At 71.8% G+C, this 18,630-nt stretch carries 19 protein-coding genes; 10 read left to right on the top strand and 9 right to left on the bottom strand.

From position 1 onward, the window contains the following. Positions 1-30: 30 nt before the first annotated feature. The gene (locus DP939_RS32665) at positions 31-270 is read right to left on the bottom strand and encodes a phosphopantetheine-binding protein (protein ID WP_199565567.1); all 240 of its coding nucleotides are present in this window, start codon (positions 268-270) and stop codon (positions 31-33) included. A 249-nt stretch (positions 271-519) separates the two neighbouring features. Between DP939_RS32665 and DP939_RS32660 the strand changes: the two genes are divergently transcribed. The 3 genes from DP939_RS32660 to DP939_RS32650 are packed head-to-tail and all read left to right on the top strand — an operon-like array spanning position 520 to position 3,916. Beyond that, complete coding sequence (locus DP939_RS32660) at positions 520-1,680, top strand: isochorismate synthase (RefSeq protein WP_113984688.1); 1,161 nt, start codon at positions 520-522, stop codon at positions 1,678-1,680. 10 nt (positions 1,681-1,690) lie between these two features. Then, positions 1,691-3,262: a (2,3-dihydroxybenzoyl)adenylate synthase gene (locus DP939_RS32655; protein ID WP_113984687.1), complete on the top strand. Its 1,572-nt coding sequence runs from the start codon at positions 1,691-1,693 to the stop codon at positions 3,260-3,262. Positions 3,263-3,268: 6 nt separating this feature from the next. After that, positions 3,269-3,916, top strand: coding sequence for an isochorismatase family protein (locus DP939_RS32650; RefSeq protein ID WP_113984686.1), 648 nt, complete (start codon positions 3,269-3,271; stop codon positions 3,914-3,916). Positions 3,917-3,932: 16 nt separating this feature from the next. Here the strand turns inward: DP939_RS32650 and DP939_RS32645 are convergent, their stop codons facing one another. The 5 genes from DP939_RS32645 to DP939_RS32625 all read right to left on the bottom strand — a co-directional run bounded on the left by DP939_RS32645 (position 3,933) and on the right by DP939_RS32625 (position 10,253). Then, positions 3,933-6,122: a BREX system ATP-binding domain-containing protein gene (locus tag DP939_RS32645; RefSeq protein ID WP_113984685.1), complete on the bottom strand. Its 2,190-nt coding sequence runs from the start codon at positions 6,120-6,122 to the stop codon at positions 3,933-3,935. 32 nt (positions 6,123-6,154) lie between these two features. Further along, the gene (locus DP939_RS32640; protein ID WP_113984684.1) at positions 6,155-7,153 is read right to left on the bottom strand and encodes a hypothetical protein; all 999 of its coding nucleotides are present in this window, start codon (positions 7,151-7,153) and stop codon (positions 6,155-6,157) included. Next, on the bottom strand, positions 7,150-7,965 hold the full coding sequence (locus DP939_RS32635; protein WP_147268226.1) for a hypothetical protein: 816 nt from the start codon (positions 7,963-7,965) through the stop codon (positions 7,150-7,152). Before DP939_RS32635 ends, DP939_RS32640 begins: the two co-directional genes overlap by 4 nt. Before the next feature lie 267 nt (positions 7,966-8,232). Then, complete coding sequence (locus tag DP939_RS32630) at positions 8,233-9,327, bottom strand: hypothetical protein (protein WP_147268225.1); 1,095 nt, start codon at positions 9,325-9,327, stop codon at positions 8,233-8,235. Positions 9,328-9,458: 131 nt separating this feature from the next. Then, on the bottom strand, positions 9,459-10,253 hold the full coding sequence (locus DP939_RS32625; RefSeq protein ID WP_113984681.1) for an acyl-CoA thioesterase domain-containing protein: 795 nt from the start codon (positions 10,251-10,253) through the stop codon (positions 9,459-9,461). A gap of 117 nt (positions 10,254-10,370) precedes the next feature. On the opposite strand from DP939_RS32625, the gene DP939_RS32620 reads away from it, so the two are divergent. Continuing rightward, positions 10,371-10,991, top strand: a complete 621-nt coding sequence (locus tag DP939_RS32620; protein ID WP_113984713.1) for a DUF1707 SHOCT-like domain-containing protein — start codon at positions 10,371-10,373, stop codon at positions 10,989-10,991. On the opposite strand, the gene DP939_RS45610 is transcribed toward DP939_RS32620, so the two are convergent. Further along, positions 10,988-11,218, bottom strand: a complete 231-nt coding sequence (locus DP939_RS45610; protein ID WP_147268224.1) for a hypothetical protein — start codon at positions 11,216-11,218, stop codon at positions 10,988-10,990. The two genes, DP939_RS32620 and DP939_RS45610, sit on opposite strands and share 4 nt — an antisense overlap. A 147-nt stretch (positions 11,219-11,365) precedes the next feature. On the opposite strand from DP939_RS45610, the gene DP939_RS32615 reads away from it, so the two are divergent. Then, positions 11,366-12,217, top strand: a complete 852-nt coding sequence (locus DP939_RS32615) for a universal stress protein (protein WP_113984680.1) — start codon at positions 11,366-11,368, stop codon at positions 12,215-12,217. 26 nt (positions 12,218-12,243) lie between these two features. Here DP939_RS32615 and DP939_RS32610 read toward each other — a convergent pair whose 3' ends face one another. Beyond that, a complete protein-coding gene (locus tag DP939_RS32610; protein ID WP_225878641.1) occupies positions 12,244-12,723 on the bottom strand; it encodes an adenylyltransferase/cytidyltransferase family protein in 480 nt (159 codons plus the stop codon). A gap of 244 nt (positions 12,724-12,967) precedes the next feature. On the opposite strand from DP939_RS32610, the gene DP939_RS32605 reads away from it, so the two are divergent. Beyond that, positions 12,968-13,447 carry an ATP-binding protein gene (locus tag DP939_RS32605; protein WP_113984679.1) on the top strand — a complete coding sequence of 160 codons (480 nt, stop codon included), beginning with the start codon at positions 12,968-12,970 and terminating at the stop codon, positions 13,445-13,447. On the opposite strand, the gene DP939_RS32600 is transcribed toward DP939_RS32605, so the two are convergent. Then, positions 13,444-14,436 carry a LuxR C-terminal-related transcriptional regulator gene (locus DP939_RS32600; protein WP_225878640.1) on the bottom strand — a complete coding sequence of 331 codons (993 nt, stop codon included), beginning with the start codon at positions 14,434-14,436 and terminating at the stop codon, positions 13,444-13,446. The two genes, DP939_RS32605 and DP939_RS32600, sit on opposite strands and share 4 nt — an antisense overlap. Before the next feature lie 159 nt (positions 14,437-14,595). Here DP939_RS32600 and DP939_RS32595 point away from each other — a divergent pair, with 159 nt between their 5' ends. Genes DP939_RS32595 through DP939_RS32580 form a run of 4 tightly spaced genes read left to right on the top strand, consistent with a single transcriptional unit; the run spans position 14,596 to position 18,629 of the window. Beyond that, positions 14,596-16,203, top strand: a complete 1,608-nt coding sequence (locus tag DP939_RS32595) for a peptide ABC transporter substrate-binding protein (protein ID WP_225878643.1) — start codon at positions 14,596-14,598, stop codon at positions 16,201-16,203. A gap of 55 nt (positions 16,204-16,258) precedes the next feature. Continuing rightward, on the top strand, positions 16,259-17,182 hold the full coding sequence (locus DP939_RS32590; RefSeq protein ID WP_113984677.1) for an ABC transporter permease: 924 nt from the start codon (positions 16,259-16,261) through the stop codon (positions 17,180-17,182). Continuing rightward, entirely contained in the window at positions 17,175-18,068 is an 894-nt protein-coding gene (locus DP939_RS32585) for an ABC transporter permease (protein ID WP_225878639.1), read from the top strand. The genes DP939_RS32590 and DP939_RS32585 overlap by 8 nt, the downstream gene beginning before the upstream one ends. Before the next feature lie 24 nt (positions 18,069-18,092). Continuing rightward, positions 18,093-18,629, top strand: coding sequence for a hypothetical protein (locus DP939_RS32580; RefSeq protein WP_113984676.1), 537 nt, complete (start codon positions 18,093-18,095; stop codon positions 18,627-18,629). Position 18,630: the final 1 nt, after the last annotated feature.

Here is an 18,630-nt window from a genome sequence, read left to right as displayed (position 1 = left end):
GGGGCCGGGGCTAGGCGCGGGCGGCCGTCGTCATCGGGCGGTCTCCTGCCGCTCGCCGATGAGCCGGTACCACTCCGACAGGGTGGGCCGCTCGGCCAGCTCCTCGAAGGTGGTGTCGACCCCGGCCTCGCGCCAGCGTTCGACCAGGGTCATCACCCGGATCGAGTCGAGGCCGTGGTCGAGCAGGTCCTCGTCCTCGGGGATGTCGGCGGCGGGTGCGGACAGCACTTCGGCCACGTCCTCGCGGACGCGTTCAGGGCTCAACGACACGTTCGATCGCCACCTTCTCGGACCGGAAAGAATGGAGTTTAAGTAAGGCAAGGCTTACCTAAGATTCACCGGACCGGCCGCGAAGTCAAGAGGTGAAATCTTGTGAAGCAGGACACTTTGTCCGGGGGTTGACAGCGGCGGCTAATCGCTAAAGATTAGGTGTGCCTTACCTTAGTTGATCAATGGCCATGAGTCGGCCACCGCCGGCGGCGCAGGCCGTTCCCTCAAGACCCCCGAAAGGGTCAGACCTTGACCATCTCCTATGAGCCGGTCACCGCGTCCGAACTGCTCGGCGAGTATCGCCCCGGTCGTTCCTCGTTGTTCTCCTCGCCGCAGCACACCCTGCTCGCGCAGGGCGTCGGCGACGTCGTCGGCCCGGCCGGCACGTTGCGGGCACTGGAAGAGCAGGTGCGGGACGCGGGCAGGCTCGTCCTCGGCGCAGTGCCGTTCGACGACCCCGCCTCCGCCCATCTGGTGATGCCCGAGCGGGTCCGGTGGGCCGATCCGTTCATCGCCCGGCCGGTCGCCCCGGACGTCCCGCCGCGGCCGTGGCGGATCACTCCCGTCCCCGGCCCCGACGCCCACCTCGCGGGTGTACGGCGGGCCCTGCGCCTGCTGGACCAGGGCCGGCTGGACAAGGTCGTGCTGGCCCGATCACTGGAACTGTCCCACCCCGACCCGCCGGACGTCACCACGATGGTGGAACGCCTGGCCGCCCGCGACCCCGACGGGCACATCTTCGCCGTCCCGCTGCCCGGCCGCCGCACGCTGGTCGGCGCGAGCCCGGAACTGCTGGTCTCGCGCAGCGGGCCGATCGTCGTGGCCGGGCCGATGGCGGGCTCGGCCGCGCGCAGCGCCGACCCCGCCGAGGACCGGCGCCGCGCCGCGGCCCTGCTCTGCTCGGCCAAGGACCAGCGCGAACACGCCCTGGTCACCCAGGCGGTGGCCGACGCCCTGGCGCCGTTCTGCCGGGCCTTGAGCGTGCCCGACGAGCCCTCGCTGAGCTGCACCTCGACCATGTGGCACCTGTCCAGCCGGATCACCGGACGGCTCGCCGACCCCGAAACCACCGCGCTCGGCCTGGCCGTGGCCATGCACCCCACGCCCGCGGTGTGCGGCACCCCGACCGCCGACGCCCGCGCCGCCATCGCCGAGATCGAGCCCTTCGACCGCGGCTTCTACACCGGCATGGTGGGCTGGTGCGACGCGTCGGGCGACGGCGAGTGGGCGGTCACCATCCGCTGCGCCGAACTGAGCCAGGACGGGATACGGCTGTTCGCGGGCGGCGGCATCGTGCCCGGCTCCGTGCCCGAGGACGAACTGGCCGAGACCACCGCCAAGTTCCGCACCCTGATGGACGCCCTCGGCCTCGACGAACGGGCCGCCCTCGCCGTCTCCGCGGGGGAGTGAGGGGACCGCGATGGACGTCGTTCCCTACCCGCCGGAGTTCGCCGCCAGGTACCGCGCCGCCGGGTACTGGCGCGGGGAGACCTTCGGCGGGATGCTCCGCGACCTCGCCGCCGCGCACGGCGAGCGGACCGCCCTCGTCGGCGACGGCGAACGGTGGAGCTACCGGCGGCTCGACGAGCGCGCCGACCGGCTCGCCGCCGGGCTGACCCGCCTCGGGGTACGCCCCGGCGACCGGGTCGTGGTCCACCTGCCCAACCGGCCGTCGTTCTACGAGGTGTGCTTCGCCCTGTTCCGGATCGGGGCGCTGCCGGTCTTCGCGCTGCCCGCCCACCGGGCGGCGGAGATCGGCTACTTCTGCGAGTTCACCGAGGCCGTGGCCTACATCGCGCCCGGCACGCACGCCGGGTTCGACCACAGGGAACTGGCCGCCGGGCTGAAGGTGCCCAACGTGCTCGTGGACGGCGACCCCGGGCCGTACCTCGCCCTGGACGAACTCCGCGCCGCCGACCCCCTCCCGCCCGCCCCCGGCCCCGAACCCGCCGACGTCGCCTTCCTGCAGCTTTCCGGCGGGAGCACCGGCGTGCCCAAACTGATCCCGCGGACCCACGACGACTACATCTACAGCTTCCGGGCCAGCGCCGAGATCTGCGGCCTGTCCGAGCGGTCGGTGTACCTGTGCGCGCTGCCCGCCGCGCACAACTTCCCGATGAGCTCGCCCGGCGTGTTCGGCACCATGGCGGCGGGCGGCACCTCGGTCCTGGCCCCGAACCCCGCGCCCGACGTCTGCTTCCCGCTGATCGAGAGCGAGCGGGTGACGATCACCGGCCTGGTGCCGCCGATGGCGCTGCTGTGGGCGGACGCCGCCGGGCGCACCCGGCACGACCTGTCCAGCCTGGAGATCCTCCAGGTGGGCGGGGCCAAGTTCACCGAGGAGGCGGCCCGCAGGGTCGGCGGGGTGTTCGACTGCGTCCTGCAGCAGGTGTTCGGCATGGCCGAGGGGCTGGTCAACTACACCCGGCCGGACGACCCCCCGGAGATCACCCTCACCACGCAGGGCCGCCCGATCTCGCCGGACGACGAGATCCGCGTCGTGGACGACCAGGACGCCCCGGTACCCGACGGCGAGCCCGGCCACCTGCTCACCCGCGGTCCGTACACCATCCGCGGCTACTACCGCGCCGCCGAGCACAACGCGGTGGCCTTCACCACCGACGGCTTCTACCGGACCGGCGACATCGTCCGGGTCACCCCGGCCGGGTACCTGGTCGTGGAGGGGCGCGCCAAGGACCAGATCAACCGGGGCGGGGAGAAGATCGCCGCCGCGGAGGTCGAGAACCACCTGCTCGCCCACCCCGCCGTGCACGACGCCTCGGTGGTGGCCGTCCCCGACGACTACCTCGGCGAACGCACCCGCGCCCACATCGTGGCCCGCGCCGCGGTCACCGGCGCCGAACTCCGCGCGTTCCTGCGCGAGCGCGGCCTGGCCGGTTACAAGATCCCCGACCAGTTCGCGTTCGCCGAGACCCTGCCCGCCACCGCCGTCGGCAAGGTCAGCAAGCGCCACCTTCGCGAAAGGACATGACCCACCATGGCAATCCCGGCGATCGCCCCCTATCCGATGCCGGCCGAGACCCCCGCCAACCGCGTGGCCTGGGAACCCGACGCCGGTCGCGCCGTCCTGCTGATCCACGACATGCAGAACTACTTCCTGCGCGCCTTCACGCCCGGGGCCTCGCCGCTGGTGGAGCTGATGGCCAACGCGCTGGCGCTGCGCGAGCTGTGCGGGGGCCTCGGCGTGCCGGTGGTCTACTCCGCGCAGCCCGGCGGGCAGAGTTCCGAGCAGCGCGGCCTGCTGCTGGACTTCTGGGGCGACGGCATCGGCCCCGACCCCGAGGACGCCGCGATCGTGGCGGAGCTGGCCCCGCGCCCGGGTGACGTCCTGCTCACCAAGTGGCGCTACAGCGCCTACCAGCGCACCGGCCTGGCCGAGCTGATGACCGAGCTGGGCCGCGACCAGCTCATCGTGTGCGGCGTGTACGCCCACATCGGCGTGCTGATGACGGCGTGCGAGGCGTTCATGCGGGACGTGCGGCCCTTCGTGGTGGCCGACGCGGTGGCCGACTTCTCCCCGGAACATCACGAGATGGCGCTGGAGTACGCCGCGCAGCGCTGCGCGGTCACCACCACCACGGCCCGGATCTCCCGCGCCCTGGCCGGCGCGGTGGCCGGGGTCTGAGCCGCTTGGCGGCGCGCTAGCCGCGCAGCGCGGCGGTGACGGTGTCGAAGACCCGCTGGCTCAGCCCGCTGAGCGCGCCGACCGCCTCGCTGCGCCGGCGCGCGCGGGTGGCCAGCTCGACCGGGCCGGACTGGCCCGCGGCCGGGGCGGACAGGGCGAGGCTTTCCAGGCGGAGCAGCGGCAGCGCCTCCGCGGTGGCCTCGTAGGTGCGGCAGATCAGCCGCAGCTCCTCCTCCTGGGCGCGGGAGACCACCGGCCGGTGGCCGCTGGCGAGCTGCACGTTCTGGATGTAGTCGGCGACCCGGGAGCGGAAGGTCTCCACCAGCTTGCGCAGCAGGATGGCCACGCCGACCGCCTCGAACAGCTCGCGGGAGGCCAGCCGCCTGCGCAGCCGGGTGCCCGCGCTGCCCGGGTCGGCGAAGGCCGCGCGCAGCTCGGCGTCGATGCCGCCGAGCGTGCTCACCGCGACCAGCGCGCGGTCGAAGTGCTCGGCCACCCGGGGCGGCAGCAGCCGTTCGGCGGCGGTGTCCTCGTCGTGCCCGGACTGCGGCGCGGCGATGGAGGACTGCAGGCTGCCCACGCTGCCGCTGAGCGCCTCCAGCATGCTCTGCGTGGCCGACTGCTGCAGGCTGAGGCGTTCGAGATTGCGGCTCAGGCTCTCCAGGGTGTAGCCGCGTTCGCTGCGGTCGAGCCGGCGTACCGCGTTGTGCATCACCGCGCGGAAGTCGGCGCCGAACCGGCTCTCGTCGAAGACCAGCGGCTGCCGCCCGATCAGGTGCGAGACCTCGCCCTGGAGGGTCGCCGAGACGTATCCGTTGACGACCACGATGACCTCGGCGGACGGCGTCGCCACCCGCACCGCCTCGATCTGCCCGCGCAGCGCGTCCACGTCCTCGGCGCGCAGCAGTGAGCGGCCGATCAGCACGGCCACGCCCGCGCCGCCCTCGCCGCGGGAGATCCAGAAGTCGACCGTGGTGTTCTCGCCCAGCATCACCTCGGCATGGAAGTCCCAGCCGCCGGCCTCGATCAGCCGGCGGATCGTCCCGGCGACGTAGTCGAGCCCGGCGCGCTCGTAGTGCCGCCGTACGGCCGAGCGCACGATGGCCGGAGTGATCGTGGCCGATCCCTCCTCCTCGGCGAGGTCGGCCGCGCGCCGGTAGAGGGTGAGGCTCATCCGGGGCAGGCCGCCGCTGAGCGAGCGGATGTAGCCCGCGATGTCCAGCGAGACGTCCGGCTGGCCGGGGCGGCGCCGCCTGCTCAGCAGCTCAAGGGTCTCCTCGGGGGTGAACGGGTCCAGCCGGGCGACGCCGATCCGCTGGTGGATGCTCTGCGGCAGCTTGGACAGGCTCTCCGGCATGCCGCAGAACACCAGCAGGCCGCCGACGCTGATGAAGACCTTGATGAGCTGCTCGAAGGCGTTGACCGCGCTGACGTTCCACTCGCCGGGGTGGCCGAGCAGCTTCTCGTACTCGTCGATGATGAGCACGACCCGGCGGTTCTTCCTGCTGTAGAGGAAGGTCAGCACGCTGAGCGCGTCGTAGGCGTCGAGGTCGCTGGAGATCCGGTCGTGCACGCCGAGGGCGCGCAGCTCCTCTCCGGGGGGCTCCCCGCTCAGCCACTCCCACACCGCGTCGGCGTACTCGTCGGTGGCCAGCAGCGCGAGCGCCCGCCCGAACTTCGCGTACTCGACCTCGGTGCGCAACCGGCGTTTCAGGTCGGCCTGGAGGGCGGGCGCGGACAGGTGGAGGCTGGCGACGACCTTCTCCGGGTCGATGGCGCGCTCCCGCAGCCCGGCGGCGACCTCGCGGAAGATCTGTATCTCGTCGAGCGAGCTGGCCACGACCTCGGAGAAGTAGTCGGTCACCAGGTCGCGGACGTCGGCCTTGCCGAGCATGTCCAAGATGGTGTTGCGGTAGAGGTAGCTGAAGCGCCGCTGTGAGGCGTCGATGGCCAGGACCTTGGACTCCGCCCCCGGCACCTCCGCCGCCGTCTCCTTGATCCGGATCGCCAGGTGGGTCTTGCCGCTGCCGTAGCCGCCCACGATGGCCATGGCCCGACCCGCCTCGGCGGGGGAGGTGGGCGGCGGGCCGCTCAGGTAGGCCGCGACGTACTGGAGAGCGCTTCGGACCGCGGGGGTCGCCACGGTCAGGTCGTGCAGGCTCTCCTGGTCGGCGAGGCGGGTGGTGAAGGTGACCGGCAGGAGCATGTGCCCACCTTCGCCTTCGCCTCCGGACGTCCTCATGCCTCGTCCTCCCGTGGTGTCCGCACCAGATGGTTCCAGGAGATTATCCTCTTGTACAACACCCGATGGAAAAAGGCTTCATCTACCTTCTCGACATTCTCTTCTATCGCGGTGTCGATAAGGATCTTGAAGAGGTTGTCGAAAACCCGGATGACCGGCTCCGGCATATAGCTCATGTTCTTGATGATGTAGTTGAGGGTGGGCGCCGGGATGTCGGGAAATCCGTGCGGCAGGTCGGTGCGTTCCCAGCGGGAGCGCACGAACTCCGCGACGTCGCCGTCCTGGAGCAGGCCGACCCTGGCGAAGAAGGTCGTGCGGTTCTGCGCGGTGCCGACGACCGAGTCGAACGTGGGCTTGGTGATGTCGTCGCCCTCGATCAGGAAGGTCACCCGCGGCCAGGCCGCCGCGACGAACTCCTTGACCCAGACGAGCGGGATCTGCGGCGGCAGGATCACCACCACCACGGCGGCCCGCTTCTGCAGGGTGGAACGCAGCTTGAAGAAGCCGTTCTTGAAGGTGTGGCCCTCCAGCTCCGACCATTCATCGTCGCTCAGCCACAGGCCGTTATCGTCCACCGCCACTTGTGCCAGGGTGTCGTTGTAAACATCCTGGCAGAAGGCGGTCAAAGCGGCCTCGGAATGATCGGATGGCACCGGGGAACCGCTGAGATCGACGGTTCTTACCGCGGAATCGGTTAATTCGCCCCTATCGTCGGACTCCTGCGGGGGATTGCGGAGAATGTGATAGACGCAATGTTCGATGAAACTCGTCTTCCCGGCGCCGGCGCGGCCGGCGACGTACACCACCTGGCCGCGCAGCGGCCGGCGGTCGCGCTCCTTGAGCATCTCGGTGAACCGGAGGTACTGGCGGCGGGTGTCGTCCAGGAAGATGAACAGGTCCTTGCGCACCTGCATCTGCCAGATCCGCAGCGGTGCGTCCCGCGCGCTGCCCGCCTCGCCCGTCGGATGGAACGGGTTGCACCACTCGCGGGTCATGACGCGGCGCCCGGGGTGGCGGGCCGCCGCATCGCCGAGTGCCGCAGCCAGGGCCTTCTGAGCCGGACCGCCATCGCCGCCGTCCGGGCGGTGAAGGCGGCGGCGCTCGCGGCCTCCCGCCTGGCGATCTCGGCCCGCAGTTCCATCGGCACCTTCCTCCAGTCGTTCTCCGAGCGGGCGGTCAGCCCGCCGAGCATGGCCAGCAGCCGCGCCGGCTCGGTCCAGGAGGGGCGGGCCAGCGCGGCGTTGCCGATCTTGGCGGCCAGCGTCTCGCGGGCCGACTCCAGCGCGGCGACGTCGGCATCGCCGCGCCGCCAGCCCACCAGGAAGACCGCGTGCGCGGCGGCGAACACGGTGGCGGCGTCGAACAGCTCGTTCCCGGTCTGGGCCCCCGCCCCGGCGGCGGCCCGCCACTCGGTGGTGGCCAGGGTCAGCAGCGCGCCCGCGATGACGGGGATGAGCACCGACAGCATCGCGGCGAGCGGCCCGGGGCTCTCCGGCTCGCGCAGGTCCGGGTCGGCCGCGGCCAGCGCCCGGCACGCCCGGTCGAAGTCGCCGGGGCGCAGCGTCCGCCACCGCTCCAGGGTGAGCGGCCGCCCGGCCAGCCGTACCTCCTCCGGTGCGGACCCGGGGGAGACCAGCCCGAGGGTGGTCGCGGCGGCGGCGAGGTCGGCCCGCTGCCGCGCGGCGAGACAGTAGACCAGTAGCCGGTCGGCCTCGTCGGGATCGTCGGAGCCGGCGTGCGCGGGCGCGGCGAGGACCAGGATGAGCAGCATGAGCACCATCGGCCCCGATGTGCCCAGCCGTCGCATGCCACCGCCTTCTGAACCGCCGTGCAGCCGCCGCCTCCAGAAGAAAAGATATCCCCCCGGTCGGCATTTGTGGTGGAATCTTGAGCCGTGCTATAAGGTTGTGATCCGCGGCTAATTGTGAATCTTTTTCAGATGATCTGCCGCGGCCCGCGGACGCCCGCGCCGCGCCCCGGGAACGGCCTCCGCGCAGGTGGGGGCCCCGGTGGGCGCGACGCTCGCTGCGTCGTTAATGGTGGGCAACGCTATTCATGAGGCGATAAGTCGCTTTTATTGCTCCTGGTGGCCGGACACGATCCGCTTCGCCGGGCCCCACACCGATTCGTCGTCGAACGCCTTCTCGAACACGGCGTGATAGGTGTCCACCGCCGCCGCCACCGGCTCGATCCAGCGCTCTTCCATGCCCGTGCGGTCGAGCGCGAAGCGCACCCAGTGCCGCAGCGCCTCGGGCAGCCGCTCGCGCTGTGCCGCGTCGAGCATCACCTTGCGCGGCAGGAAGTCGGCCAGGAACAACGCCACCCTGCCGGGGCTCCACGCGAGCGGCCCGGGGCGGATGTAGCCGTCGCCGTAGTCGAGGAACAGGCTCGCCAGGGAGTGCGTCACGTCGTCGTCGGGCAGGCCGCTGTGCCGGACGAACTCCGCGGCCAGCTCCTCCCGCTCGGCGGCGGGGGTGGGCGACCAGTCGGGCCAGGCGGGCAGGTGGGCGCGTCCGCGCGTCCAGGCCAGGGCCCGCAGCTCGGCGTAACCGCCCTCCTCCTGGTGCGGCCAGGCCATGTCGGTCTCCCGCATCGCCAGGGCCAGCTCCGCCAGCACGGCGGACGGGTCCGCGGGGTGTACCGGCATCGGCGGGTCGTCCGGGCCGCGCAGCCGCTCCCACTCCTCGTGCGCCCCCGGCTCCACCAGCCGCAGCGCGGCGATCACCGGCTCGGCCTCGTCCACGATGACGGCCATCAGCGTGTGCGGGCGCGGCTCCGCGTCGTACTCGACGAACAGCACCCGCTCACGCCGCCAGACGTCGGTGCCCCGGTACGCGCCGGTCGGCTCCCAGCCTGGCGCGTCCGCCCACCCGGGCCGCGGCTGGGACGCCGACAGGATGTCGGTCGCCTGGGCCAGCATCTCCCGCTCGCTCGCGGGCGCGACGCGCGCGAGCGCGGCCACGGCCGCCATCGCCGGAACCGAGGGCCGGGCCGTCGCCCGCCCCGCGACCTCGGTGCAGATCAGATGCTCCGGCTCGGTCTCGCCGGGCGGCGCGGCCAGCCACACCTCGCCCAGGTGACCGCTCGCCCAGACCTCCGCGGCCAGCGCGTCGGCGTCGTCCCCGGCCAGGCCGCGAGCGTCGAGCACGATCTGTTCCGACAGCCGCAACCGGGCCACGGTGCGCTGTGGTCGTCTCTGTCTGCCTCGCCCCTTCGGGCGTCCGCGGCTTTTGGGACTCATACTCCGAGTCCATCACATCGCGGGCCCCGTCAGGGGAAGGCCCGCGCAGACCGATGGGTTCAGTCGCCCATCCGCGGGTTGGCCAGCGCGGTGACCACGCAGTGGCCGATCGGCCCGGACTCGTCGTGCACCACACAGACCCCGGTCGAGACGCCCTCCTCGCTCAGCCGGCCGGTGACCTCCAGGCCGACCAGCTCGCCGAGCGGCGGCCTGCTGAGGGTGAGGGTGTAGTCGGCGTTGATGTAGTACAGCCCTTCGGGGCCGAAGTTGCTGAGCGGACTGGCGAAGTCGGCGGCCAGCGCGGCGCGTATCAGCGGCGTGACCGGCTCGCCCGCCACCAGGGGGTGGATCTCGCGCGTCCAGGCCACCCGGCGGGCGTCGCCGTCGCCGTCGGTGCCGAGCCGCCAGTGCAGGTCGAACGGCGGACGCCAGCCGATCAGCCGCCCCGGCCCCGCGTTCATGGCCGCAGGGGGCGGCATCTCCAGGGGCGGTACGACGGCGACCTCGCCGGGCATCGTCCCGCCACCGCGCAGCAGTACGACCGAGGCCCGCCCGATCGCGCCCTGCGCCGAGGCGATCTCCACGTCCACGACCCGGATCCGGCGGCCGTCGCGCACCGTGCGCGACTCCACCCGCAGCGGGACCAGCGGCGAGCCGCGGAACAGATCGACCGTGACGCGCGCCACCCGCAGGCCCTCCGTGACATGCCCGCGCTCCACGCCCCGGGCCGCGAGCCCGCCGATCAGCCTCCCGTGCAGCATGTCGGCCGACCAGGGGCTCTGCGCGGCCGGGGAGGGGATCAACTCTCCGTCGCGCTCGGTGAAGAACGCCGGGGGCTGCTCGGTCTGCGTCACGCGCCTCATCTTCTCCGCTAGGTTCCGGGCTACCGGAATCCTAGAACAACGCTCTGGGCGCCGCCCTCCGGCCTGGCTCCGTGCAATATCCGGCGAACACGTACTATCGTGACCAGCATGCAGAATCTCCCCGAGCGCGGCGACAGGTCGTCGCAGGTGCGCGCCTCCGACAGCAACAGGGAGCAGGTGGCCGCGATGCTCGGCGAGGCCATGGCCACCGGGCAGTTGAGCCACGACGAATACTCCGAACGCCTGGACAGCCTCTACACCGCCAAGACGCTCGGCGAGCTCGAACTCCTCACCCGCGACCTCCAGCCCGGCGGGCGACCCGCCCCGATGCCGGCCCCCGGCGGCGCGCCCTTCTCCTACGCCCCGGCGAGCGACACCGACCAGGACAACGTGGTCGCCGTCTTCGGCGGCGCCCACCGCAAGGGCAACTGGCGCGTGCGCCGCCGCCTGCTCTGCACGGCCATCTTCGGCGGCATCGAACTCGACCTCAGCGAGGCGACCTTCGAGTCCCGCGAGGTCGAACTCCGCATCTTCGCCCTCTTCGGCGGCGTCGAGATCCGCGTCCCCGAGGGCGTCGAGGTCCGCTCCGAGGGCAGCGGCATCTTCGGCGGCTTCGACGTCCGCGGCTCCTCCCACCCCGACCCCTCCGCCCCCGTCCTCACCGTCAGGGGCCTCGCCCTCTTCGGCGGCGTCGGCGGCCGCCCCCGCAAACGCAAGAACCGCTCCTAGAGCGGCCCGGAGGGGGGTTCCTCGGGGTCGGGGGCGTCTTCCGGGGGTGGGGTGAGGTCGACGATCTCGATGAGGCCGGATGGGGGGACGATGGCGGCGACGTCGTCCATGGTCGCGCAGTAGGCGATGAAGTAGCCGTCCTTGCTCAGCCGGTACACCTCACGGCCGTTCAAGATCGTTGTTTCGATCTCGACGCCGTTCTCGCCTGCCCAGCGTCTTGTAGCCACGCGCGTTCCCTCGTCCCACTGCTCATTGGGGTTCGCGGATAAAGAATCCTATTTGTAGCGACAATTAACCTTATATGGGATATTTCGTGATGGCCAGGACTGCCAGGCCGCCCGTGTCAACCGGGTGGTCCAGGGCAGGGGCAGATCATGAGCGAATGGATCCTGGTGGCGACCGACGGGTCGGAGCCCGCGTCGGCGGCGGTGCGGTGGGCGGCGGACGAGGCGGCGCTCTGGGGGCGTGGGCTGCGGGTGTTGCACGTGGTGGGGCCGCAGGGTCTTGCCGCGCCGTACGCCGAGGTCGCCGGGCTCGCGGACGCGCTGTCCGAGGAGGCGGCGAACATCCTGCGCGACGCCGAGCGGGCCGTACGGGAGCGCGCTCCCGGCGTGGAGGTGACGAGCGAGGCCCTGTCCGGCCCGGCCTCGCCCATCCTGCTGGAGGAGGCCGCGAGGGCGAGCGAGATCGTGATCGGCAGCCGCGGCCGGGGCGGCCTGACCGGGCTGCTGCTCGGCTCGGTGAGCCTGAGTGTGACGGCCAACGCCGAGATCCCGGTGGTCGTGGTACGCGAGCCGCCGGGTCCGCCCACCGGTGAGATCGTGGTGGGCTTCGACCTGTCCCCGCATTCGGAGGTGTCCTTCGCGTACGCCGCGGAGCAGGCCCGAAAGCGGGGGGCGCGGGTGCGTGTGGTGCACGCCTGGCAGCCGCCCGTCTCGCCCGCCCTGATGACCTACTACCCGGACGTCAGCGAATCGGCGCTGGAGGCCGAGATCACGGTGGTGCAGAAGGTGGTCGCCGAATGGCGGGCCCGCCACCCCGACCTGGAGATCGTGGAAACGGTGACCGGCGGGCACCCGGTGACGGCCATCTCGGCGGCGGCGGAGTCGGCCGACCTGGTCGTGGTGGGCGCGCGCAGGCGGGGCGAGGTGGCCCGAGCCGTACTCGGCTCCATCGGCCACGGCGTCCTCCACAACGTCTCCCGCCCCGTGGCCGTGGTCCGCTGACCCCACCGGGCCCCGGCCCGCCGTGTCTAGGGGGTGGGCGGGGGAGTGGTGACGGCGTTGAGGATGCGGGTGGTGGAGCGGCCGGGGATGGCGGTGAGCTCCCAGCATTCGGCGGCGAGGACGTCGGCGGCCGCGCAGCGGCCTTCGGCGTGGGGGTCGCCGGCGGTGTGGGCCAGGGCGCCCGGGTGCATCGGGGCGAAGAGTCTGATGTACTCGGCGGGCTTGTTCAGCTCGGGCGGCCCGGTGACGATGAACACGCCGTCCACGAAGCGCAGCGCCGCCAGCACTTCAGCGCGCTCGGCGGCGGTGTGCAGCGGCCGGTCAGGGCCCTTCCAGTAGGACACCCTGGCGTCGTCCTCCACGCCGACCAGCAGCGGCAGCCCGCGATCGCGCACCGCGCGCAGGAAGCGGACATGGCCAACGTGCAAGATGTCGAAGGCGCCCGTGACCACGGCCGCCCCCGGTTGGTCGTACGGCATCACCCAGACCGCTTCCAGCCTGCTCACGACGCGTATCCCCTTCTCGCCGCGGCCCGCGCGCGGCGCGGACCCCGCCACTTCGCGGACACTCGCAGACTAGCGTTCGCCCGAGGGCGTCCGGTCCGCCGGTACCCGCGATCGCCCGGCCCTCGCGCGCCCGGCTAACCTCCCGGTGATCGTATTCCTACTTTCCGGTGACATCGAGCCCGCGGGGCCCGGCGTCCATAGGAGGACGGCTCCCCGTACGGCGGGGGCGATCGGGAGGGTCACGATGGACGGCGGAAACGAAACGCACGAGGACACCGGGAAGGACATCGACGACAGGATGTTCCGCCTGGCCGGGACCGCCGACCAGGTCGCCAGGGCACGCCGCCTGGTGTCCCGCGCGCTGGGCGTGGACCACCCGCTGCACGACGACTGCGTCCTGCTCACCAGCGAGGTCGCCACCAACGCGGTCGTCCACTCCGACTCCGGCCGGGGCGGGACGTTCACCCTCAGGGTCAGCTACTCCGCCGGTACCGTCCGGGTCTGCGTCCAGGACGACGGCTCCCTCGCCCCGCCCTGCACCTGCGGGGCCGCCCACGCCGCCGCGCATGCCATCGGGGGCCGCGGGCTGCCGCTGCTGGACACGCTGGCCCGCAGGTGGGGCGTGATCCGCGAGGCGGGCGCGAACCGGGTGTGGTTCGAGCTGGCCCTCGACCTGGCCTGTGTCTCCGCCGCGCCGCCGAACGGCCGGCTGTACCGCGGCTAGCCCTGCGGGACGTCCAGCCGGCACAGCCCTTCGGCCAGGACCTTGGTGGTCAGCCTGGTCCGGCTGTCGCAGCCGAGCTTGGCGAAGATGTGCTCCAGGTGCGTGGTGACGGTCCGCACGCTGAGCACCAGGGTGGCGGCGATCTGCGGGTTGGAGTCGCCGCTGGCGACCCGGGTGAGCACGTCCACCTCCCGGCCGGTCAGGTCGTACGGCAGGGCGCAGGGCCGCTCGGCGATCAGCGCCCCCTGGATCGCGCCCTGGAAGCCCACCCCCGCCCGCATCAGCCGCACCTCGCGCCACCGGCCCTCGGCGTCCGGCCACAGGCCGCGCCTGCTCAGCTCCCGTGAGTCGATGAACTCCCTGGCCAGCGCGGCCATCCCGGGAGCCGCCGCGATGGCCTCGGACGGCGGCAGCCCGGCCACCTCGCGGCGCGTGCCGGTCCGGTCGAAGGACATCGCGTGGAAGCCCGGCGGCAGCCCGCCCGTCTCGATCAGGCACCGCCGCAGGTCGGTCACATGCGCCAGCGTGGGGGAGACCGCGTTGACGAGCGCGGCGGCCCGCGCGCAGAACGCGCCCGGATCGCGGGCGCCGAGGTGCAGCAGGCCGGTGTAGCGGCCCTCGTCCAGGAACAGCGGCGTGGTCAGCCCGGCCTGCCAGCCGTACGGCTCCAGGTGGCGCCGGTAGTAGCGCTCGGTGCCGGGGGCGCCCATCAGCAGCGGCTCGCGGTTGGCCATGGCCGCGCGGTAGGGGTCGAGCCGGGCGTACTCCTCGGCGGCGTCGGAGTCGACCCGGGAGTATCCGTCGGCGATCAGGCTCTGGTGGCGGCCGGTGGCCGGGTCGAAGGCGACGAACTCATAAGCGTCCATCGGGATCACCCGCCGCAGCGCGGCCATCGCGCCCTGCGCGCCACGGCGTCCGGCGACCTGGAACCCCACCTCGGCGAAGGCGTGGAGATGACGCGGGCTCAGCGTGATCTGGTCCGCCTCCACACCGCCTCCTCCCCCCGAGCCGTACCTGGGCTCAAGCGTGCCCGAGCGGAGAAAGCGCGGGAATACGTAAACCTTCCGATGTCTCGCCCTGAACAGATATTTACCCTCTCCGGCATCACGCCGGAGATACGGAGAGGCGGACATAACGTGACGGTCTTGATGAGGACGCGCGGCGCCGCCGTCCTCCTTTCCGCGCTCCTGGCGCTCAGCGCGTGCGGCGGCGGAGGGAGCGGTACATCCGGCGGGAAGAACGGAGCCGCGCCGAAGCGGTTCTCGGTCGCCCTCACCGAGCCCGACCACCTGACCCCGGGCAACACCTCGAGCAGCTACTCCATCAGCGTCCTGGGGGCGCTCTTCGACACCCTGGTGGCCATCGGCCCGGACGGCAAGCCGCAGATGCGCGCCGCCGAGTCGGTCACCAGCGACGACCAGAAGGTCTGGACGATCAAGATCAGGCCGGGCCAGAAGTTCCACAACGGCGAGGCGGTCACCGCCGAGAGCTTCGCCGACGCCTGGAACGCCGCCGCCTACGGCCCCAACGCCTGGACCAACGGCTACTACTTCGCCGGCGTCGAAGGCTTCGACAAGCTCAACCCCGAGGCCCCCGAGGGCTCGGAGGAGGCCCCCAAGCCGGAGACCGACAAGCTGAGCGGCCTGAAGGTGGTGGACCCTGCCACGCTGGAGGTCACCCTCACCGCGCCGTTCAGCCAGTTCCCGATCATGCTGGCCTACACCGGCTTCGCCCCGATGCCCAAGGCCGCGCTCAAGGACCCGGCGGCCTACGACATCGCCCCCATCGGCAACGGGCCGTTCATGATGGACGGCCAGTGGGAGCGCAACAAGCTGATCAGGACCAAGCGGTTCGACGGCTACGCGGGCCCGCGCCCCGCCAAGTCCGCGGGCGTGGACTTCAAGATCTACGCCAACCGCGAGACCGCCTACACCGACCTGCGCGCCGGCAACGTGGACCTGCTCCAGACGATCCCCCCGGCCAGCACCTCCGAGGCCAAGACGCTGCTCGGCGACCGGTTCGTGTCCATCCCCGGCGGGACCATGGACTACCTGGGCTTCCCCGTGTACGACAAGCGGTTCGCCGGCGCCGACCTGCGCAAGGCGATCTCCATGGCGATCGACCGGCAGGCGATCGTGGACGCGGTCTTCAACGGCGCGTTCAAGCCGATGTCCTCCCTGGTCGCCCCGCTGGTGCCCGGCTACCGGGCCACCGCCTGCGGGGAGAGCTGCGCCTACGACCCGGCCAAGGCCAAGGCGCTGTACGACAAGGCGGGCGGCTTCACCGGCACGCTGAACCTCTACTTCTCCAACGCCGACCCTAGCTACGAGCAGTGGATGACCGCGGTCGCCAACCAGCTCAAGCAGAACCTCGGCATCGCCGACATCAAGTTCCGCAAGATCCCCTCCGCCGACTACCTGGCCACCCTGCGCGCCCACAAGCAGGACGGGCCCTTCCGCAACAACTGGGTGATGGACTACCCGAGCCCGCAGAACTACCTGGAGTCCATGTGGGGCACGGAGAACCGGATGGGCTGGAAGAGCCCCGAGTTCCTGGACCTGATCAAGCAGGCCAACTCGGCGCCCACCATGGAGGCGAGCATCCCGCTGTACCAGAAGGCCGAGGACCTGGCCCTGGCCGAGATGCCGATGGCCCCGCTGTGGAACTGGCAGGACCAGGCCGGCCACTCCGACAAGATCACCAACGTGCGGATCGACGCCTACAGCCCGAACCTCGACACGATCACCGTCAAGTGACCCTGCCCGCGGCCGGTGAACGCCGCCAGAGAACCCCGCTAGAGAACCTCAGCCGATGAGATACGCCGCGCAGCGCCTGTTGCAGGCCGTACCGGTCTTCTTCGCGACCACCTTCCTGATCTACGCGATGGTGTTCGCGCTGCCGGGCGACCCCATCCTGGCGCTCGCGGGCGACAAGCCGATCTCCGACGAGACGCTGCACACCCTGCGCGAGCGCTACCACCTGAACGACCCGCTTATCGTCCAGTACGGCCTGTACATGCTCGGGCTGCTGCGCGGCGACCTCGGCGAGTCCTTCACCGGCCAGCAGGTCTCCGACATGCTGGCGGGCCGCTGGGAGGTGACGGCCCAGCTCGCCGTCACCGCCTGGGTCCTGGAACTGGCCGTCGGCGTGCTGCTGGGCGTGGTGGCCGCGCTGCGCAGGGGCGGCATCGCCGACACGGCGGTGCTGGCGGGCACCACGTTCGTGATCGCGGTGCCGGTGTTCGTGGTCGGCTACGCCGCGCAGATCGTGCTCGGCCTCAACCTGGGGCTGTTCCCCACGGCGGGCACCGAGCAGGGCTGGCCGGGCAGCTACCTGCTGCCGGGCATGGTGCTGGCCTCCTTCAGCCTGGCGTACGTGGCCCGGCTGACCCGCACCAGCCTGGCGGAGAACCTGCGCGCCGACTACGTGCGCACCGCCACCGCCAAGGGGATGCGAAGACGCCGGGTGATCGGCAGGCACGCGCTGCGCAACTCGCTGATCCCGGTGGTGACCTTCCTCGGCGTCGACTTCGGCAACCTGATGGCGGGGGCCGTGGTCACCGAGGGCATCTTCAACCTGCCCGGCATCGGCCAGCAGGTGTTCCAGTCCATCCAGCTCCAGGAGGGCCCCGTGGTGGTGGGGGCGGTCACCGTGCTCGTCATGATCTTCATCGTGGTGAACCTGGCGGTGGACCTGCTGTACGGCGTGCTCGACCCGAGGATCGGCCGTGCTTGACCTCGGCACCGCCGCCCAGGCCCCCGCGCCGAAGGCGCGCGCCTCCCTGTGGTGGGACGCGTGGTACGAGCTGCGCCGCAAGGTCGTCTTCTGGCTGTCCGCGGTGATCCTGCTGATCGCGGTCGCGATGGCGCTGCTGCCCGGCCCGTTCGCCGCGCTCGGCGGCCCGCAGCGCGGCTGCGACCTGCGCATGTCCAAGCGCCCGCCGCAGGAGGGCGCGATCTTCGGGTACGACCTGCAGGGCTGCGACTACTGGTCGCAGATCGTGCACGGCGCGCGGGCCTCCATCCTGATCGGCCTGGCCGTCACGATCTTCGCGCTGCTCATCGCGATCGTGCTCGGCCTGCTCGGCGGCTACTTCGGCGGCTGGGCCGACGCCCTGATCTCGCGGATCACCGACATCTTCTTCGGCATCCCGTTCGTGCTCGGCGCGACCGTGATCCTGGTTGCCTTCCCCGGTCACGGCGTATGGGCGATGACCCTGGTCCTGGTCGTATTGGGCTGGACCACCATGACCCGGCTGATGCGCGCCCAGGTCATCGCGGTGCGCGAGATGGACTTCGTGGCGGCGGCCCGCATGCTCGGCGCGGGCCACCTGCGGATCATGGTCAAGCACATCCTGCCCAACGCCATCGCCCCGGTGTTCGTGCTGGCCATGCTCAACGTCGGCAACGTCATCGCGGGCGAGGCCACCCTGGACTACCTCGGCGTCGGCCTGCAGTACCCGGAGGTCTCCTGGGGGTTGCAGCTCAACGCGGCCCGGTCGTTCTTCACCGAGCACCCGCATCTGCTGATCTTCCCGTCGCTCTTCCTCACCACCACCGTGCTCGGCTTCCTGATGCTCGGCGACGTGGCGCGCGACGCCCTGGACCCCCGCCTGCGCTGATCCTTTCCGTGGTATGAAGGGCCGATGCGATCGGGTTCATCGTGGCGCGCACTGCTCATCCCGGTGCTGGTGCTCGCCGGGATGGCGCTGTTCCTCAACGGCCAGGCCGCGAGCCGGGAGCCCGCGGCCGATGCGCCCGCCGTGCACCAGGTGCGCGGTACGGCGGCGGACTACCGCACGTTCACCGACCGGGCGGGCAGCGGCAACCGCACCACGACGGTGGTGGTGTTCGCGCTGAAACTGGCGGAGTTCCCGGAGAACGTGACCTTCCGCCTGGAACGTCCGCCTCCGGGCGGGGTGCCCCAGGGCACCCCCGTGCGGCTGGAGCTGCCCCCCGACGCGGCTGAGACCGTCCAGCGGGCGGGCCGTTTCCCCGCCGCGGAGTACACCGTCAAGGCGATCGGCGCGGAGATCGGCGGCCAGAGCGTCTACAGCGCCGCCGAGGGCGCCGGCCGGGCGGCGGGCGCGTCCCGGGCCTTCCGGCTCGCGGCGCTGGCCTGCGTGCTGCTGGCGGCCGGATGGGCCGCCGCCGTGCTGTGGTGGCGGCGCCGGCCGGGCTGAG

It is taken from the genome of Spongiactinospora rosea, assembly GCF_003315795.1.
GTDB lineage: Bacteria > Actinomycetota > Actinomycetes > Streptosporangiales > Streptosporangiaceae > Spongiactinospora > Spongiactinospora rosea.
Note: the sequence above shows the minus strand (reverse complement) of the source record. Positions and strands in the feature narration are given on the sequence as shown.

Coding starts and splice junctions, on each gene's coding strand:
- DP939_RS32655 (WP_113984687.1), top strand. CDS start 1,691: ATGGACGTCGTTCCCTACCCGCCGGAGTTCGCCGCCAGGTACCGCGCC.
- DP939_RS32650 (WP_113984686.1), top strand. CDS start 3,269: ATGGCAATCCCGGCGATCGCCCCCTATCCGATGCCGGCCGAGACCCCC.
- DP939_RS32645 (WP_113984685.1), bottom strand. CDS start 6,122: ATGCTCCTGCCGGTCACCTTCACCACCCGCCTCGCCGACCAGGAGAGC.
- DP939_RS32640 (WP_113984684.1), bottom strand. CDS start 7,153: ATGACCCGCGAGTGGTGCAACCCGTTCCATCCGACGGGCGAGGCGGGC.
- DP939_RS32635 (WP_147268226.1), bottom strand. CDS start 7,965: ATGCGACGGCTGGGCACATCGGGGCCGATGGTGCTCATGCTGCTCATC.
- DP939_RS32620 (WP_113984713.1), top strand. CDS start 10,371: ATGCAGAATCTCCCCGAGCGCGGCGACAGGTCGTCGCAGGTGCGCGCC.
- DP939_RS32615 (WP_113984680.1), top strand. CDS start 11,366: ATGAGCGAATGGATCCTGGTGGCGACCGACGGGTCGGAGCCCGCGTCG.
- DP939_RS32605 (WP_113984679.1), top strand. CDS start 12,968: ATGGACGGCGGAAACGAAACGCACGAGGACACCGGGAAGGACATCGAC.
- DP939_RS32595 (WP_225878643.1), top strand. CDS start 14,596: ATGAGGACGCGCGGCGCCGCCGTCCTCCTTTCCGCGCTCCTGGCGCTC.
- DP939_RS32590 (WP_113984677.1), top strand. CDS start 16,259: ATGAGATACGCCGCGCAGCGCCTGTTGCAGGCCGTACCGGTCTTCTTC.
- DP939_RS32580 (WP_113984676.1), top strand. CDS start 18,093: ATGCGATCGGGTTCATCGTGGCGCGCACTGCTCATCCCGGTGCTGGTG.